The sequence below is a fragment of the Vibrio sp. SCSIO 43097 genome, from assembly GCF_023650755.1.
Lineage (GTDB): Bacteria > Pseudomonadota > Gammaproteobacteria > Enterobacterales > Vibrionaceae > Vibrio > Vibrio alginolyticus.
Genome location: NZ_CP071840.1, coordinates 1,129,239 through 1,145,645, shown reverse-complemented (window position 1 = coordinate 1,145,645; position 16,407 = coordinate 1,129,239). Strand labels below are relative to the sequence as shown.

Annotated in this window: 16 protein-coding genes; 2 read left to right on the top strand and 14 right to left on the bottom strand. The window is 44.7% G+C overall.

Going from position 1 to position 16,407, the window contains the following annotated elements; translation table 11 throughout:
* Window positions 1–47 precede the first annotated feature (47 nt).
* The 13 genes from J4N40_RS05430 to yceD form a co-directional block, all read right to left on the bottom strand.
* Window positions 48–815: a TatD family hydrolase gene (locus J4N40_RS05430; protein ID WP_005372957.1), complete on the bottom strand. Its 768-nt coding sequence runs from the start codon at window positions 813–815 to the stop codon at window positions 48–50.
* Window positions 806–1,768 (bottom strand): DNA polymerase III subunit delta', encoded by a 963-nt coding sequence (locus J4N40_RS05425; RefSeq protein WP_017821391.1) that lies wholly within the window; start codon window positions 1,766–1,768, stop codon window positions 806–808. The genes J4N40_RS05430 and J4N40_RS05425 overlap by 10 nt, the downstream gene beginning before the upstream one ends.
* A 24-nt stretch (window positions 1,769–1,792) precedes the next feature.
* On the bottom strand, window positions 1,793–2,425 hold the full coding sequence (gene tmk / locus J4N40_RS05420) for a dTMP kinase (RefSeq protein WP_005387350.1): 633 nt from the start codon (window positions 2,423–2,425) through the stop codon (window positions 1,793–1,795).
* Window positions 2,422–3,438: an endolytic transglycosylase MltG gene (mltG, locus tag J4N40_RS05415; protein ID WP_250654403.1), complete on the bottom strand. Its 1,017-nt coding sequence runs from the start codon at window positions 3,436–3,438 to the stop codon at window positions 2,422–2,424. The genes tmk and mltG overlap by 4 nt, the downstream gene beginning before the upstream one ends.
* Window positions 3,435–4,250: an aminodeoxychorismate lyase gene (pabC, locus tag J4N40_RS05410; RefSeq protein ID WP_250654402.1), complete on the bottom strand. Its 816-nt coding sequence runs from the start codon at window positions 4,248–4,250 to the stop codon at window positions 3,435–3,437. The genes mltG and pabC overlap by 4 nt, the downstream gene beginning before the upstream one ends.
* 107 nt (window positions 4,251–4,357) lie before the next feature.
* The gene (gene fabF, locus J4N40_RS05405; protein WP_005372948.1) at window positions 4,358–5,608 is read right to left on the bottom strand and encodes a beta-ketoacyl-ACP synthase II; all 1,251 of its coding nucleotides are present in this window, start codon (window positions 5,606–5,608) and stop codon (window positions 4,358–4,360) included.
* A 93-nt stretch (window positions 5,609–5,701) separates the two neighbouring features.
* Window positions 5,702–5,935 (bottom strand): acyl carrier protein, encoded by a 234-nt coding sequence (gene acpP, locus J4N40_RS05400; protein WP_004406112.1) that lies wholly within the window; start codon window positions 5,933–5,935, stop codon window positions 5,702–5,704.
* A 246-nt stretch (window positions 5,936–6,181) separates the two neighbouring features.
* The gene (fabG, locus tag J4N40_RS05395) at window positions 6,182–6,916 is read right to left on the bottom strand and encodes a 3-oxoacyl-ACP reductase FabG (RefSeq protein ID WP_031781117.1); all 735 of its coding nucleotides are present in this window, start codon (window positions 6,914–6,916) and stop codon (window positions 6,182–6,184) included.
* A 45-nt stretch (window positions 6,917–6,961) separates the two neighbouring features.
* Window positions 6,962–7,885, bottom strand: a complete 924-nt coding sequence (fabD, locus tag J4N40_RS05390; RefSeq protein WP_005387313.1) for an ACP S-malonyltransferase — start codon at window positions 7,883–7,885, stop codon at window positions 6,962–6,964.
* Window positions 7,886–7,960: 75 nt separating this feature from the next.
* Window positions 7,961–8,911, bottom strand: a complete 951-nt coding sequence (locus J4N40_RS05385) for a beta-ketoacyl-ACP synthase III (RefSeq protein ID WP_017821385.1) — start codon at window positions 8,909–8,911, stop codon at window positions 7,961–7,963.
* Between the two features lie 5 nt (window positions 8,912–8,916).
* Window positions 8,917–9,942, bottom strand: coding sequence for a phosphate acyltransferase PlsX (gene plsX, locus J4N40_RS05380; RefSeq protein ID WP_017633846.1), 1,026 nt, complete (start codon window positions 9,940–9,942; stop codon window positions 8,917–8,919).
* 10 nt (window positions 9,943–9,952) lie between these two features.
* On the bottom strand, window positions 9,953–10,123 hold the full coding sequence (gene rpmF / locus J4N40_RS05375) for a 50S ribosomal protein L32 (protein ID WP_005396978.1): 171 nt from the start codon (window positions 10,121–10,123) through the stop codon (window positions 9,953–9,955).
* Window positions 10,124–10,182: 59 nt separating this feature from the next.
* Window positions 10,183–10,707, bottom strand: coding sequence for a 23S rRNA accumulation protein YceD (yceD, locus tag J4N40_RS05370; protein WP_005387307.1), 525 nt, complete (start codon window positions 10,705–10,707; stop codon window positions 10,183–10,185).
* A 149-nt stretch (window positions 10,708–10,856) separates the two neighbouring features.
* On the opposite strand from yceD, the gene J4N40_RS05365 reads away from it, so the two are divergent.
* Entirely contained in the window at window positions 10,857–11,438 is a 582-nt protein-coding gene (locus tag J4N40_RS05365; RefSeq protein ID WP_005380845.1) for a Maf family protein, read from the top strand.
* Window positions 11,439–11,496: 58 nt separating this feature from the next.
* Here J4N40_RS05365 and rluC read toward each other — a convergent pair whose 3' ends face one another.
* A complete protein-coding gene (gene rluC, locus J4N40_RS05360) occupies window positions 11,497–12,441 on the bottom strand; it encodes a 23S rRNA pseudouridine(955/2504/2580) synthase RluC (protein WP_021033985.1) in 945 nt (314 codons plus the stop codon).
* 639 nt (window positions 12,442–13,080) lie between these two features.
* On the opposite strand from rluC, the gene rne reads away from it, so the two are divergent.
* Window positions 13,081–16,080 carry a ribonuclease E gene (gene rne / locus J4N40_RS05355; protein ID WP_250654401.1) on the top strand — a complete coding sequence of 1,000 codons (3,000 nt, stop codon included), beginning with the start codon at window positions 13,081–13,083 and terminating at the stop codon, window positions 16,078–16,080.
* Window positions 16,081–16,407 lie beyond the last annotated feature (327 nt).

Below are 16,407 nucleotides of genomic sequence, written 5' to 3'. Positions count from 1 at the left end.
CAACAAAAAAGGAGCCTAAGCTCCTTTTTTATGCTCTTATTATTTTTTCATCGCAAAAAAAGATTTCGGAAGTTTTCGGTGGTTTTTTGTGCCACTTCAGAAAGAGAGCACGATTTGAGTTGCGCAATATAAGAAGCGACTTCGACAACGTAAGCGGGTTGATTCTCTTTGCCACGATGGGGAACAGGAGCCAAGTAAGGAGAATCTGTCTCAATAAGAAGCTTCTCTAAAGGTAGAGTCTTCACCACTTCTTTTAACTCTGTAGCTTGACGGAAAGTAACAATCCCCGAGATAGAAATATAAAACCCCAGCTCCAGTGCAGCTTCAGCAAATGGAAGATCTTCTGTAAAACAGTGGATAACACCACCACATTTCTCTGCCCCACCCTTACGCAAAATATCTAGAGTATCCGCACGTGCGTTTCTGGTATGGATAATTAAAGGTTTGTTGAGCTCCACTGCAAGATCAACGTGTTGCTCAAAGCGCTCTTTCTGTAACGCGGCCGTTTCGGGCTTGTAATGATAATCTAAACCCGTTTCGCCAATAGCGACGACTTTTGCATTCGACGCATGGTGGCGCAATACGTCCATCGAAAAGTCGCTTTCAACATCAAGTGGGTGCACACCGCACGAAGCATAAACATTGTCATAAGGCTCGATCATTTCCATCATTTTCGGGAAAGAATCCAGCGTTACTCCAACAGAAAGTAGCTCAGTTACGTTTGCTTGTTTAGCTTTGTTAATAACGTCTTCCACATTGATGTGGAGATCGTCGTAATTCAATTTGTCTAAATGACAATGAGAATCTACGAACATAATGCCTCTCGTGATTCAATTAACCAATTCATTGATAGTAGCTCAAGGTTCAGGCCAGGAAAGGCTTGCACCTGAGCTTTCAGGTTCATCAGCGCCTTCGCTGATGAGTACAAACCGTTATAGTTGTCCGGTTGAAACTTTGTCGCGCCCGGAAGCATTTGAGCTTCTGATACACCAAACTGCGCTTTCTGAGCATCTGTCAGTAAATACCATGCCCAGTCTAGTGATTGCTCTGAGTGTTTAGCGATTAAAGAAGCACACTCAGAAACGTCTGAAACAGGCGAAGACATTGCCTTAATAAAACTGCGTTCAAAAGCCAAGTAAGCTTCGAGATCACCATTATTTAACGCATCCAATGTTTTTATTGGAGAGCCCATATTCAGTTTTAAAGCATAAGCAGGAACTTGCTTCGCCCCTTGTTCGTGCATCCATTGCATTGCTTGTTCCGCTGACGGAGGCGCAACAACCCAGTGTTGGCAACGGCTACGAATCGTTGGGAGCAGACGCTCCTGATTGTGGGTAACGAGCAAAAACAAGCACTTTGCCCCAGGCTCTTCTAGCGTCTTTAACAGCGCATTCGATGCCGACTCGTTCATAGAGTCCGCCGGTTCTATTACAAATAGGCGGTAACCATTAAGCTGAGATGATTCCTGAGCAAGACGGTTACAAGCGCGAATTTGGTCCACCGTTATCGCCTTTCCTTCTTTCTCTGGCTTGATCCAGTGTAAATCAGGGTGGTTTTGAGATTGATTTAGCTGGCAGCTATGACAAAAACCGCATGCTTCACTCGCGTAATTTTGGCAAAGAAGCGCTTGGCTAAAAAACTCGATAAGTTTTTCGATGCCTAAGCCCTGATCGCTTTGTAATAAAAGCGCACCTGGTATTCTGTCCGACTCTAACCCTACTTTGAGGTTATCCCATATTGGCTGTAGCCATGGATAATCATTTAACATGAGTCACCTAAATTTACATTTCACTTATTGACGAGCTAGCCACTCGTTTAGAGCGTCCCGAATATCACGCGACACGCCTTCAATCGTCTGTTCTGCGTTAATGATAACGATGGAAGGATCGGCATGAGCAATCTCCAAATAACGCTCACGTGTACGCTCGAAGAAACTAATATCCATCTTCTCTATACGATCTAACTCACCACGCCCACGCGCACGCTCAAGCCCAACACGAGGGTCAATGTCCATATAGAGAGTAAGAGCAGGTTTAAAATCACCAAGCGTTGTATCCCGGAGATTTTTCATTAACGATGCGTCAATCTGACGGCCACCACCTTGATAAGCTTGCGACGACATATCGTGTCGGTCACCAACCACCCACTGACCGTTTTCCAAAGCTGGTTTGATCACGTTCTCAACCAACTGAACACGTGCAGCGTACAGAAGAAGCAACTCCGTCATGTCCTTAAGTTCTTCACCTTCGTGCTCTTCTTTCACCAGAGCGCGCATTTTTTCTGCTAGCGGTGTGCCTCCTGGCTCACGGGTATTTACGATATCCTCAATACCGGCCGCTTTTAGCGTATCTAAAACGGTTTTAATCGCAGTGCTTTTACCCGCGCCTTCTAGGCCTTCAACGACAATAAAGTTTGCTTTCATCATTTGTTCTTTCTTAGTTCTCTTAAATAGGCACGAACAGCACGGTTGTGCTCAGCAAGGGATTTCGAGAATACATGTCCGCCCTTTCCACTTGCTACAAAATATAAATAGTTGCTGCTTTCTGGATTCAAAGCCGCTTCAATGGAAGCTTCACCAGCCATCGCAATCGGTGTTGGTGGCAATCCATTGATGGTATAGGTGTTATATGGTGTCGGCGTACGCAAATCTTTCTTACGAATGTTGCCATCGTAGGCGTCACCCATACCATAAATAACTGTCGGATCAGTTTGTAACCGCATGCGTTTGTTCAATCGGTTGATAAACACAGAAGCGACGCGCTCACGCTCAGAATCAATAGCCGTCTCTTTCTCTATGATAGACGCGAGAATCAAGGCTTCATATTTATCCTGTAATGGCAGCTTTTCTTGACGAGCTTCCCAGCTAGCGTCCAGTATTTTATTGAGTTTTCGATGCGCTCGTTTTAATAACTGGCTTTCACTCGTACCCGCTGTGTAATGGTAGGTTTCTGCTAAAAACAACCCTTCTAGCTTTTCTCTCTCAATTCCGAGCTTCGCAGCCATTTCTTTTTCTGAAAGATCGGTTAAATCATGCTTTAAATAAGGAGCACTTTTTAGTTGATCTACCCATTCAGAAAAGCGGCCGCCTTCAACAAAAGTGATCGCAAACTGGTATTCTTTTCCAGTATTCAGATGCTCCAATGTTTGCGAAAGCGACATACCAGGCTCAAGTTGGTAAGTACCCGCTCGCACCTGCAACAATTCTGGATATAAGTGAGGAATTAAACGGATGTACTCCGATGTTTCAATCACCTCATCTTCAACTAAGGCGCGCATGACATGATGAAAGCTTGTACCACTTTCTACAGTAAACAGCTGAGGTTGTTCCAATAGAATAGGCTTTTCAACGTATTGTTTAGCCTGTGAAATTATATAAAAAACAGCTGCTGCGCCTATCACTGCGATCAGCACAACAAAAGCCAACAGTTTTTTAATCACGTAGTTAAATTCCCTTGCAGTCGTTGAGTCAATTTTCCTATCGGAAATATAGTCTTAGAGTTCGATGTCACTATGCTGCGAATAGGTGCGATACCTAATATTGAGTTACACATGAAAGCCTCGTCAGCACTCAGCAAATCTGGAAGTATAAAACGCCCCTCGATGACTTCAATATGACTTACTTTAAGTAACTCAAGCACCTTACGACGCATTACGCCCGTAACGCCTGATAAGGTCAGCTCCGGCGTAAATACTTTATTACCTTTAACCCAAAAAAGGTTGGCCATTGTAGTTTCAATGACATGGTTTTGCACATTTAACGTTATTGCATCTGCAAACTCTGTATTGTCGATTTCAGCCTTGGCGAGAATCTGCTCTAAACGGTTGTTGTGCTTATGTCCCGCAAGTAAAGGTTGAATCCCTAGACGAGTATTACAAACGCCCAAGTCCACACCTTGTTCTTGCCAAGATGAATAATGAGAAGGAAACACAAAATTGGAAATCGTCACGATAGGGCTTTCAATCCCATTAGGGCTATACCCTCGCCCGCCAATACCGCGGCTAACGTGAATCTTCACCCCCGCTCGTGCGTCAGATAAAACCGCTTTGCTTGCCCAATCATGCACAACTTTCCAGTCAGGTGAAGAGATCTTCAAAGCGTCAAGGCAAGCACTCATGCGCTCAGTATGTTCCTGCCAGTAAACCAACTCTCCATTTTGGGTCAGGATGGTGGTAAAGCCTCCATCACCGTATTGGAATGAGCGATCACCTAGCTCTACATGCGTTTGCGGAACTCCATTTACCCAAAACATTCACGTACCTTCAAATTAGCAGACAACAAATAAAACAAAACGGCTCAATGCTAAGCATCGAGCCGTTAGAATACAAGTTTCGCTTATCTAAATTAGGTTAGATAGTGTTACTCAGCGAACTTCTTGAAGATCAAAGAACCGTTTGTACCACCAAAGCCAAACGAGTTACAGATAGCGTACTCCATACCTTCAACTTTGCGCGCTGTATGCGGCACAAGGTCGATGTCTAGACCTTCTTCTGGATCATCAAGGTTAATGGTTGGCGGAACAATTTGGTCAACCAAAGACATAACCGTGATAATTGCTTCAACAGAGCCTGCAGCACCTAATAGGTGACCCGTCATAGACTTAGTTGAAGACACAAGAACTTGCTTCGCACCTTCTTCACCAAGAGCACGTTTCACGCCCTTGATTTCTGCAACATCACCAGCAGGAGTAGAAGTACCGTGAGCATTCACATAACCTACTTGAGTACCTGTGATGTTAGCGTCACGCATCGCCGCTTCCATCGCAAGTGCACCACCAGAGCCGTCTTCGCTTGGAGATGTCATGTGGTAAGCATCACCAGACATACCAAAACCAACCAGTTCTGCGTAAATCTTCGCGCCACGTGCTTTTGCGTGTTCGTACTCTTCAAGCACCATCATGCCAGCACCATCACCTAGAACAAAACCATCACGGCCTTTATCCCATGGGCGAGACGCTTTTTGAGGCTCTTCATTACGAGTAGATAGTGCTTTAGCTGCACCGAAGCCAGCCATGCCAAGAGGCGTAGAAGCTTTTTCTGCACCACCAGCAACCATCGCATCTGCATCGCCGTAGGCAATCATACGTGCTGCATGGCCGATATTATGCAGGCCAGTAGTACATGCGGTAGAAATCGCGATATTTGGACCACGAAGACCACGCATGATAGATAGGTTACCTGCAACCATGTTTACAATGGTCGAAGGAACAAAAAATGGGCTAACTTTGCGAGGGCCTTTGTCTACTAATGCAGTATGGCCAGTTTCGATAAGGTCAAGACCGCCAATGCCTGAGCCGATAGCAACACCAACTCGAGCCGCATTTTCTTCGGTAATTTGTAAGCCAGAGTTATCAAGAGCTTGAATACCCGCTGCAATGCCGTACTGGATGAAAAGGTCCATCTTACGAGCATCTTTTTTAGACATGTACTCTGTGCAATCGAAATCTTTAACAAGACCTGCAAAACGAGTTGAGAAGTTCGTAGTATCAAAGTGCTCGATATTTACGATACCACTTTGACCTTCTAGCAGGGCTTTCCAAGATGATTCTACTGTGTTGCCTACCGGTGACAACATACCCATGCCAGTGACAACTACACGACGCTTGGACACGATATAATTCTCCGGGAATTGAATATTTCTATGAGAGGATAGAAGAAGTTAGAAAGAACACAGGCGGTCTAGGAGACCGCCTGGGAAAGCTAATTACTGAGCGCTGTTTACGTAGTCGATTGCAGCTTGAACAGTAGTGATCTTCTCAGCTTCTTCGTCAGGAATCTCAGTGTCGAATTCCTCTTCTAGAGCCATAACTAGTTCTACAGTGTCTAGAGAATCAGCACCTAGATCGTCAACGAAAGAAGCTTCGTTTTTAACTTCTGCTTCGTCTACACCTAGCTGTTCAACAATGATTTTCTTTACGCGTTCTTCGATGTTGCTCATTTTTCTTTTCCTTTACAGATTTCGCCTAATGCGATGATTCCGTAGTTTATTCGAACTATTGAAAGTTGCAAGGGGGTCCTTGCTGGTCAAACCACAAAATTAGCGAATTTAACCGAATTTCAATACATTTTTGACTTAAATCATGCACAAATCTTGCGCATAAGCATGACAAGTTCATGACAGTTAACTGCAACTATAGGCTATTTTTCACAATGTAAAATAGCTTATTTTGCATAAACTGTCGCATTAAACCATGTACATGCCACCATTTACATGCAAAGTTTCACCAGTAATGTACGCTGCTTCAGGAGAAGCAAGGAAAACTACTGCTGATGCAATTTCACGTGGGTCACCTAAACGACCTGCTGGCACGTTCGACAAAGTTGCCGCACGTTGGTCATCATTTAGTGCCTTAGTCATGTCAGTTTCGATGAAACCAGGAGCAACAGTGTTCACTGTTACACCACGAGACGCAACTTCACGAGCCATTGATTTAGTAAAACCAATCACGCCCGCTTTCGCTGCTGCGTAGTTAGTTTGACCTGCGTTACCCATGGTACCAACAACAGAGCCTACGTTGATGATACGACCCGCACGTTTTTTCATCATGCCGCGTAAAACCGCTTTAGACATGCGGTAGATTGGCGTTAGGTTGGTATCGATGATGTCGTTCCACTCATCATCTTTCATGCGCATCAATAGGTTGTCACGAGTAATACCAGCGTTATTCACCAGAATATCGATCACACCAAATTCTTCGTTGATCGTTTTTAATGTCGCTTCGATAGACTCGACATCAGTCACGTTAAGCGCTAAGCCTTTACCGTTATCACCAAGATACTCGCTGATAGCAGCCGCACCACTTTCAGAAGTAGCAGTACCGATAACCGTAGCACCTCGCTCGACAAGAAGTTCCGCGATCGCGCGGCCAATACCACGGCTTGCGCCGGTAACTAGCGCGATCTTACCTTCTAGATTCATCATGTTGTGTTTCCTTTTCTTATCGCAAATTTATCGCTTGATGGATTACTTCGCAGCGTCTAGCGATGCGATATCATTCACTGCTGCTGCAGTTAGCGTTTTCACGATACGTTTTGTTAGACCTGTTAAAACTTTACCAGGACCAAGCTCAAGAAGATTTTCTACGCCTTGTTCGTGCATCAGTTCAACTGTTTCAGTCCAACGAACTGGGCTATGTAGCTGACGAACAAGCGCATCTTTGATTTTTGCAGGATCTGTCTCAGCAACCACATCAACGTTGTTGATAACTGGCAGCTGTGGTGAGTTAAATTCGATAGACTCAAGAGCTACAGCAAGTTTTTCCGCTGCTGGCTTCATAAGTGCACAGTGTGAAGGTACTGAAACAGGAAGAGGAAGCGCACGCTTCGCACCGGCTTCTTTACATAGCGCACCAGCTCGCTCTACTGCGTCTTTGCTACCAGCGATAACGACTTGACCAGGCGAGTTAAAGTTTACTGGAGAGACCACTTCGCCTTGCGCTGCGTCTTCACACGCTTTTGCAATCGCATCATCAGCCAAACCGATAATCGCGTACATTGCGCCAGTACCAGCTGGTACTGCTTCTTGCATAAGTTGACCACGTAATTCAACCAGCTTGATGGCTTCTTTAAAGTCAATAACACCCGCACATACAAGTGCTGAGTACTCACCTAGGCTGTGACCGGCTAGGTTTGCTGGTTGCTCTAAGCCAAGTTCCTGCCATACACGCCAGATTGCAACAGATGAAGCTAGCAAAGCTGGTTGAGTACGGAAAGTCTCGTTTAAATCTTCTGCAGGTCCATTTTGAACAAGCGCCCATAGATCGTAACCTAGTGCGTCAGATGCTTCTGCAAATGTTTGTTTTACTACGTCATATTGTTCGCCTAGTTCTGCAAGCATACCTACAGCTTGAGAACCTTGACCTGGAAATACGATAGCAAACTTGCTCATGTTGTTTTCCTTTAAGCAAAGTAAAAAGAAATAAGATGCACCAAGTGCACCTTAAATTTTGAATTCTTGTGAAACTTAGAACTTCACAAGGGCCGAGCCCCAAGTGAATCCGCCGCCAAACGCTTCAAGAAGCAGAGTTTGACCGCGTTTAATACGACCATCACGTACCGCTTCATCTAGTGCTGTTGGCACAGTTGCAGCTGATGTGTTGCCGTGTTTATCAAGTGTAATCACGACTTGGTCTAGTGACATCGAAAGTTTCTTCGCTGTTGCTGAAATAATGCGGTAGTTCGCTTGGTGCGGCACTAGCCAGTCTAGTTCAGACTTATGCATGTTGTTGGCTTCAAGCGTATCTTTTACTAGTTTCGATAGCTGAGTTACAGCGACTTTGAATACTTCGTTCCCAGCCATATGAAGCCATTTATCCGCATCTTGCCCCCGCACAGGTACAGGTAGGCTTAGAAGCTCTCCGAATTGACCATCCGAGTATATGTGGGTAGAGATAATGCCAGGCTCTTGGCTAGCGCCTACGACAACGGCTCCGGCACCATCACCAAATAGGATGATGGTTGAACGGTCTGTCGGATCACACGTTTTAGACAAAGCATCTGAACCAATCACAAGTACGTTTTTGCACATACCAGATTTGATATGTTGGTCTGCAACAGATAATGCGTACACAAAACCAGAACAAGCAGCGGCTAAGTCAAAAGCTGGACAACCTTTAATGCCAAGCTTTGCCTGCACCTGACACGCAGATGAAGGGAAAGTATGGCTACTGCTCGTTGTGGCTACGATAATCAGGTCGATATCGTTTTTATCAATACCCGCCATATCGATAGCGTTTTCAGCTGCGTAGAATGCCATGTCTGCTACAGTTTCGTTTTCTGCAGCAATTCGACGCTCTTTAATACCCGTGCGAGCAACGATCCACTCATCACTTGTATCTACCATTTTCTCTAGATCTGCGTTTGTACGCACCTGAGATGGCAGGTAGCTGCCAGTACCTAAAATTTTGCTATACATGAAGACTAATAATGCCTCTCGAGTAAAACCGCTTCCAAACGATCGCTAATACGGCTTGGTACTTGTCGTTTGACCTCGTGTACTGCCTCGCCAAGTGCATTGACAATCGCAGATACATCCGCACTTCCATGGCTTTTTATGACAATGCCGCGCAATCCTAGCAAACTTGCGCCGTTATACTGGTCGGGGTTCAGTGTTTTTAGTTCATTAAACAGCCTAGAAAACAACTTTCTAGCTATCCAACCCTTTATCGTTGATGCCATTATGCTGGTTTTAATTTTTTCGATAAAAAGTTGAGCTGTTCCCTCACTGGCTTTTAAGCATACGTTGCCGACAAATCCATCACAAACAATGACGTCCGCAACATCATGCAAAATTTGATTACCTTCAATATAACCGACAAAGTTAATCGCATCGGTCTGAGAAAGCATTTCTGCGCAACGTTTGACTAAATCGTTACCTTTAATCTCTTCTGCGCCAATATTGAGTACAGCAACGCGAGGAGGACGACCCAAGTGTTCTTCAGCTAATGCACTGCCCATTACAGCAAATTGGAACAAGCTATCAGCATCGCACGATACATTCGCCCCCAGATCCAGCATCCAAGTACGCTTTCCGGTAATCGTCGGTAAAGCGGAAACTAAAGCAGGACGTTCAATGCCAGGAAGTAACTTAAGAATGAAACGCGATAGTGCCATTAATGCACCGGTGTTGCCACCACTAACACAAGCATCCGCTTTCTGCTCAGAAACCAAATCGATAGCCATACGCATAGAACTATTTTGGCTATTACGTAACGCCAATGAAGGTTTTTCTGAGTTCGAGATAACTTTCTCGCTGTGAAGAATAGTCAAGCGGGAACTGGTCGAGGTACCGAGTTGAGATAATTGAGACGTGATCAGAGATTGATCACCAATAAGAATCACTTTTAGCTCTGGGAAATGAGACAGTGCCTGCACGGCGGCAGGCACTGTTACGCGTGGACCGAAATCCCCGCCCATTGCATCAAGTGCAACGGTAATACTTTGCAAAGGTTCAACCTTACTTGTTGATAACCTTTTGACCACGGTAGTAACCTTCAGCAGTTACGTTGTGGCGTAGGTGAGTTTCACCAGAAGTCGCGTCTACAGATAGAGCAGCTGTAGTTAGCGCATCGTGTGAACGACGCATACCGCGCTTAGAACGAGTTTTACGGTTTTTCTGTACGGCCATTGACCCTACTCCTATACTATTGGGTTAAAAACCTGAAGAAGAATCGGCTACCACACCTATTACTTTTTCAGACTTTTCAAAACGTCGAATGGATTCGGTTTTTCTTCCTCAATTTCTTCAGGAATCTCACCAAAAACCATGTTATTTGAATCAACGCTACAATCCGCTTCATCGTGCATCGCAATTTGAGGTAATGCTAAGATGAACTCGTCTTCAACAAGTTGTATGAGGTCTAATTCACCATATTCATTTAGATCTACCAAATCATAAATTTCTGGTGCTTCCTGTTCTGTTTTCTCACCGTAGTAAGGAGTAGAAAGGAATTCAACTTCGCACTCATGTGCGAATACCTCATTACAACGCTGACACTCTAAATCGACTTCGATGTTAGCTTTACCAGAGATAACAACGAGTCGCTGTTCATCCATCCCAAATGACAATGAGACTTCTGCGTCGCGTTTTACGCCTTCAGTTGTTTCCACTAAGCGCTTGAAAAGACTAGCTTGGATGATGCCATCGTAATCCAATCGTTTCTGTGCAGCTTTAGCTGGGTCAACCGTTCGCGGTATTTTTACCTTTTGCATAGGGCGCGAATATTATCTTCCAAATCAAAATTAGTCAAAGAAAAAGGCAAAAAAGTTGTACTTTTTTACGCTTAACATACAGAGCATTAGCCAGAATCATTTTTGATCTATTATCCTATTGGAAATGCTCCCACGAATTGTAATTCAAAATGAAAAATTACCAACTGGTTTTAGCCTCAACCTCCCCTTTTCGTAAACAACTGCTTGAAAAGCTCTCACTACCATTCGTTTGTTTATCACCTGATTGCGATGAAACACCTTTTGACCAAGAAACGCCAACTGAACTTGTGCAGAGACTGGCCCAAGAGAAAGCAATATCTTGCCAGACGGATAAAGCAAGTTTAGTTATCGGCAGTGACCAAGTTTGTGTCATTAATGGTGAAATCGTTGGCAAGCCTTTAAATAGAGATAACGCGATAAATCAACTTTTGGCTCAAAGTGGAAAAGTCATCACTTTCTATACTGGTCTTGCGGTACATAACACCGTGACAAACCATACAGAAGTCGGCTTTGATTCTTTCGAGGTGCACTTTAGAGATTTAACGCTTGAACAAATCGAACGCTACGTCGACAGGGAAGAACCTTTTTACTGCGCAGGCAGCTTTAAAAGCGAAGGCATGGGAATTTGTTTGTTTACGAAATTAGTTGGTAAAGACCCGAACACACTTGTCGGACTACCATTGATTGATTTGATTGATATGTTGCATGTTCAAGGACTCGATGTCCTTTAACCCAAATACGATAAAAGGGAGCCACAGGCTCCCTTTTGCATCCGCGAGGAAAACATGGTTACGCGTTTCTTAAACCCGCCAACACTTTTTCTAGTTTCGGTTCCATCGGTGCGTTGATTTCCATCCACTCATCATTTGATGGGTGTTGGAACTTGATGTTTGCCGCGTGTAGGAACAAACGATCTAAACCAACTTGACCTGTGTAAGCGTCAAAGCGACGATCACCGTAGCGATCATCCCAAGCGATTGGGTGACCAGTGTATTGCGTATGAACTCGTATTTGGTGAGTTCGACCAGTAATCGGACTCGCCTGAATCAATGTAGCTTGTTCGAACTTTTCCAAAATCTTAAAACGCGTTTCTGACGGCTTACCATTAGGGTTAACACGAACAATACTGTTCACTTCGTTTTTGAGCAGTGGCGCGTTCACAACCTTACAACTGCTTTTCCATTGCCCCATGACAAGAGCTAAGTAAAACTTCTTTACTGTCTTTTCACGAAACTGGGCTTGCAAGTGACGAAGTGCAGAACGCTTCTTAGCAACCAGCAAAATCCCTGAAGTATCACGGTCAATACGATGCACAAGTTCAAGAAAGCGAGCTTGAGGACGCAGAGCCCTAAGCGCTTCAATCGCACCAAACTTTAAACCACTGCCACCATGCACAGCGGTGCCAGATGGTTTGTTTAGAATCAACATATGATCATCTTCGAAGATAATCATATTTTCCAACTCAGCGACTTTGTTAAGTTTCGTACTTGGTGCGACATCGTCATCTTTTTTCTCGACGGTCACCGGTGGAATACGAACGAGATCGCCTGCTTTTAACTTGTACTCTGCTTTTATACGCTTTTTATTTACGCGCACTTCGCCCTTACGCACAATTCGGTAAATCATGCTTTTAGGAATGTCTTTTAATTGGTTGCGCAAAAAATTATCAATGCGCTGACCTGCCATATCTTCGTCGATATCGACGAACTGGACTTTTGTTCTTATTTCGTTCATGGGCGGTATTGTAAACTCAATTTCGTGCGACTTCACATTATTCTTGTCGTAAAAGAAACACTCGATGGCACATACTGGTCTAAATTTCGCCAAGCTTTTGTTTAAATTATTAAAACTCTCAATCAAGTTCTCAATTTGTTTTCTGTCCTGAACAGTTTGCACATCTCAATTGCTTATGAAACAGCCAGTTATAAATTAGAAATTTTGAGTTTAGCGGCAAATTTTCTATCGTTTGCGTGAAAGCAGATTGCTGATAGCCACGCGCACTGCTATAGTTCACAGCTGCTAAGGAAGGTTTGGTTACATTTTATTCATTACCAATCATTTATCCTCAAGCAATGTGAGTAGATCGTTGAAGGTCGAGTGCAGCATTGGCGTGAGACACATCGAATTCAACACTCTTGCCACCCTACTCCTCGCATATTCACGTTGAGTACCTACCGCCCAAATAGCGGGTCACAAGTCTACGTTTCCAACAGAAACCACAAGAGGCTTGTGATGACTGAAGTGCCCGAGAGCATCCCCTTCCAGCCGGGAGGCTGCAAAATACAAGCCATGGGATCAGGCACCGTGAAAGAGCGAAAAAACAGTGGCAAGTCGACAAGAAAGATATAAAAGAAAAGACAACGAGAATTTTCAATGAAAAGAATGTTAATTAACGCAACTCAAAAAGAAGAGTTGCGTGTCGCTCTGGTTGATGGCCAGCGACTTTTCGATCTTGATATCGAGAGTCCAGGTCATGAATCTAAAAAAGCGAATATCTACAAAGGACGTATCACACGTATCGAACCAAGCTTAGAAGCCGCATTTGTTGATTACGGCGCCGAGCGTCACGGTTTCCTCCCTCTCAAAGAAATTGCCCGCGAATATTTCCCTGAAGGTTACACCTACCAAGGTCGTCCAAGCATCAAAGAAGTGCTAACGGAAGGCCAAGAAGTTATCGTTCAAGTGGAAAAAGAAGAACGTGGAAGCAAGGGCGCAGCTCTTACTACTTTCATTTCTCTTGCTGGTAGTTACCTTGTTCTGATGCCTAACAACCCTCGTGCTGGCGGTATTTCTCGTCGAATCGAAGGTGACGAGCGTACTCAACTAAAAGCCGCATTAAGTACTTTGGAACTGCCTCAGGGCATGGGCCTAATCGTACGTACTGCTGGCGTTGGCAAGAGTGCTGAAGAACTTGAGTGGGATTTGAATGTACTACTTAACCACTGGGGTGCAATCAAAGGTGCAGCGGACTCTAACCCTGCTCCATTCTTAATCCACCAAGAAAGTAACGTTATCGTTCGTGCAATCCGTGACTATTTGCGTCGTGATATTGGCGAAATCTTAATTGATAGCAACACCATCTACGAACGTGCAAAAGAGCACATTCAATTGGTGCGCCCTGATTTCCTTAACCGCGTTAAGAAATATGAAGGCGAAGTTCCACTATTCAGCCACTACCAAATCGAAAGCCAAATTGAATCGGCTTTCCAACGTGAAGTGCGTCTGCCATCTGGCGGTTCTATTGTTATTGACCCGACTGAGGCACTAACGTCTATCGATATCAACTCTGCTCGTGCAACCAAGGGCGGTGATATTGAAGAAACAGCCCTAAACACGAACCTAGAAGCAGCCGACGAAATTGCTCGCCAGTTACGTCTACGTGACTTGGGTGGCTTAGTGGTTATCGACTTTATCGATATGACACCTGTTCGCCACCAACGAGAAGTAGAAAACCGTCTACGTGAAGCCGTTCGTCTTGATCGCGCTCGTGTACAAATCGGTCGTATTTCTCGCTTTGGTTTGTTGGAGATGTCACGTCAACGTTTAAGCCCTTCTCTAGCAGAAGCAAGCCACCACATCTGTCCTCGCTGTAGCGGTACTGGAGTCGTTCGCGACAACGAATCTCTAGCACTTTCTGTACTTCGTTTAATCGAAGAGGAAGCACTGAAAGACAATACAGCGCAAGTTCTCGCAGTTGTACCTGTGCCAATCGCTTCTTACTTGTTGAACGAAAAACGTCGTTCAGTTAACCATATCGAACGCATTCAAGAAGTGAAGATTACGGTTGTTCCAAACTCTGACATGGAAACGCCGCACTTCGAAGTTATCCGTGTTCGTGAAGGTGAAGAGTTCGATCTGATTTCTTACCTACTTCCTAAAAAACTGGAAGCAATGAAAGAAGCGGAAGGTAAAGAGCCAGCGGAAGTTGACGTAAAACCAAAACGAATTGAAGAGCCAGTTCTTAAAGGCTTTGCGGCTCCGTCTCAAACCGCACCTGCACCAGCAGCTAAACCAGCTCCTGAGGCGAAGAAGAAAGAACAAAACGTTGAACAAGAAGAGAAACCTGGATTGTTCAGCCGTCTGTTTAAAGCACTTGGTAGCTTCCTATTCGGTGGTTCTGAAGAAACAAAAGAAGAACAGAAACCTCAGGAAGAGAGAAAACCAAATCGCGATAATCGACGTAACAAACGTGATCGTAACGATCGTCGTCGCAATAACAACCAGCGCGATAATCGTGATAACCGCGACAATCGCGATAACCGACGTCGTCGTAAGCCTCGTGATGAGCAGGCTAATGAGCAAAACGAAGCTCAACAACAAACAAATAAACCGCAAAACCGTAACCAAAAGCGTAAACCTAAAGCTCAACAGGCAGATAAAGCCCAAGAGCAGAAAGCAAACGCAAAAGTAGCGGAAAAAGGTCTGCAGCTAGCAGCGGAAGCTCGTACTGAAACAAAACCAGAAGAGAGCAAACCGAAGCAGCAAAATGCGAAAGCAGAAAAAGTGAAAGAGCGCCGCCAACGTCGCAAATTGAACAAGTCTGTACGCGTTAAGGACCAAGAAGCTATTGAGAAGAAAGCCGAAGAAACAGCGGTTAAGACTCAAGAAACGGTTGAAACCAAAGTTGAGAAGCCAACAGAAGCAGCGGTAGAAGCACAACAAGACAACAAGCAAGCAGAGTCTAAGCAACGTCGTAACCGTCGTTCGCCACGTCACCTGCGTGCAAGCGGCCAGCGTCGTCGCCGTGGCCGTGATCGCCGCCCTAACCCGTTCCGCCTACGTAAGGGAGGTGTCGCTTCTCCTGAAATGGCTATGGGTAAAGTAATGCCACGTTACATTCCGAAACCAGCACCTAAGAAGGAAGAGCGAGTTAAGGAAGAAGCTGTAGCAGCAGTACCTACAATCCAAGGTGGCTTTGCGTGTCCAGAAATGGCAATGGGTAAAGTGATTATTCGTCGCGAGCAACCTGTCGTAACAGATGCGCCAGTTGTTGAACACAAGGTTCAAGAAACCGTTGAAGCGAAAGTGGAAGCTCCAGTAGTAGAAGCACCTGTTGTTGAAACAGTAATCGCAGAAAAAGCTGAATCGGCAGTAGTAGAAACAGCATCGGTAGAGCCTATCGTTGAAGCAGCAAAAGAGATTGCAGCCGAAGCGCCAGTAGATAAACCAGAGCCTAAAGTCGAAGCCATTAAAGTTGCGGCTAAGCTAAACGCTAGCGCACCGATGACGAAAGCACCTGGCCCTCAAGAGCTACGCGAAATCACGGTTGCAGCAGCACCGTTCAAAACCGAACGTTACCAAGCTAAAGGTGCTGGTAGCCAAGTGGCTAAAAACCGTGCATCGGCAGAGATGACAAAGCCTAACTTTAACTAGGCTAAATCATTACGTTCAACTGCTTAACGGCATAAATAAATTAAAGGCTACCATCTGGTAGCCTTTTTTATCTTCATATTTGCCCAATAAATTGTTCATATAAATACCAATTCGTGATCACATTTGTACGCCATTATTCGTATCATTCTTGAACTTAATCACACTTTTCGGTAGCATGCGCCGACTCAAGTTTTCGACACCATTCTGATGCTGCTCTTTTAATACTACGGTTTACACTGCAATGTTTGATTAAAAATCAACCACTCAGTGGCTTGTGCAAATACGAATATGTGTCGGGTTTAACTCATTGCAAAGAGAACTTAAAAA

What these genes read in the sequence shown, in the direction of transcription:
- J4N40_RS05430 (WP_005372957.1), bottom strand. Translation starts at nt 815, where the DNA reads ATGTTCGTAGATTCTCATTGTCATTTAGACAAATTGAATTACGACGAT.
- yceD (WP_005387307.1), bottom strand. Translation starts at nt 10,707, where the DNA reads ATGCAAAAGGTAAAAATACCGCGAACGGTTGACCCAGCTAAAGCTGCA.
- rne (WP_250654401.1), top strand. Translation starts at nt 13,081, where the DNA reads ATGAAAAGAATGTTAATTAACGCAACTCAAAAAGAAGAGTTGCGTGTC.
- J4N40_RS05365 (WP_005380845.1), top strand. Translation starts at nt 10,857, where the DNA reads ATGAAAAATTACCAACTGGTTTTAGCCTCAACCTCCCCTTTTCGTAAA.
- rluC (WP_021033985.1), bottom strand. Translation starts at nt 12,441, where the DNA reads ATGAACGAAATAAGAACAAAAGTCCAGTTCGTCGATATCGACGAAGAT.
- acpP (WP_004406112.1), bottom strand. Translation starts at nt 5,935, where the DNA reads ATGAGCAACATCGAAGAACGCGTAAAGAAAATCATTGTTGAACAGCTA.
- J4N40_RS05425 (WP_017821391.1), bottom strand. Translation starts at nt 1,768, where the DNA reads ATGTTAAATGATTATCCATGGCTACAGCCAATATGGGATAACCTCAAA.
- fabG (WP_031781117.1), bottom strand. Translation starts at nt 6,916, where the DNA reads ATGAATCTAGAAGGTAAGATCGCGCTAGTTACCGGCGCAAGCCGTGGT.
- J4N40_RS05385 (WP_017821385.1), bottom strand. Translation starts at nt 8,911, where the DNA reads ATGTATAGCAAAATTTTAGGTACTGGCAGCTACCTGCCATCTCAGGTG.
- fabD (WP_005387313.1), bottom strand. Translation starts at nt 7,885, where the DNA reads ATGAGCAAGTTTGCTATCGTATTTCCAGGTCAAGGTTCTCAAGCTGTA.
- rpmF (WP_005396978.1), bottom strand. Translation starts at nt 10,123, where the DNA reads ATGGCCGTACAGAAAAACCGTAAAACTCGTTCTAAGCGCGGTATGCGT.
- pabC (WP_250654402.1), bottom strand. Translation starts at nt 4,250, where the DNA reads ATGTTTTGGGTAAATGGAGTTCCGCAAACGCATGTAGAGCTAGGTGAT.
- tmk (WP_005387350.1), bottom strand. Translation starts at nt 2,425, where the DNA reads ATGATGAAAGCAAACTTTATTGTCGTTGAAGGCCTAGAAGGCGCGGGT.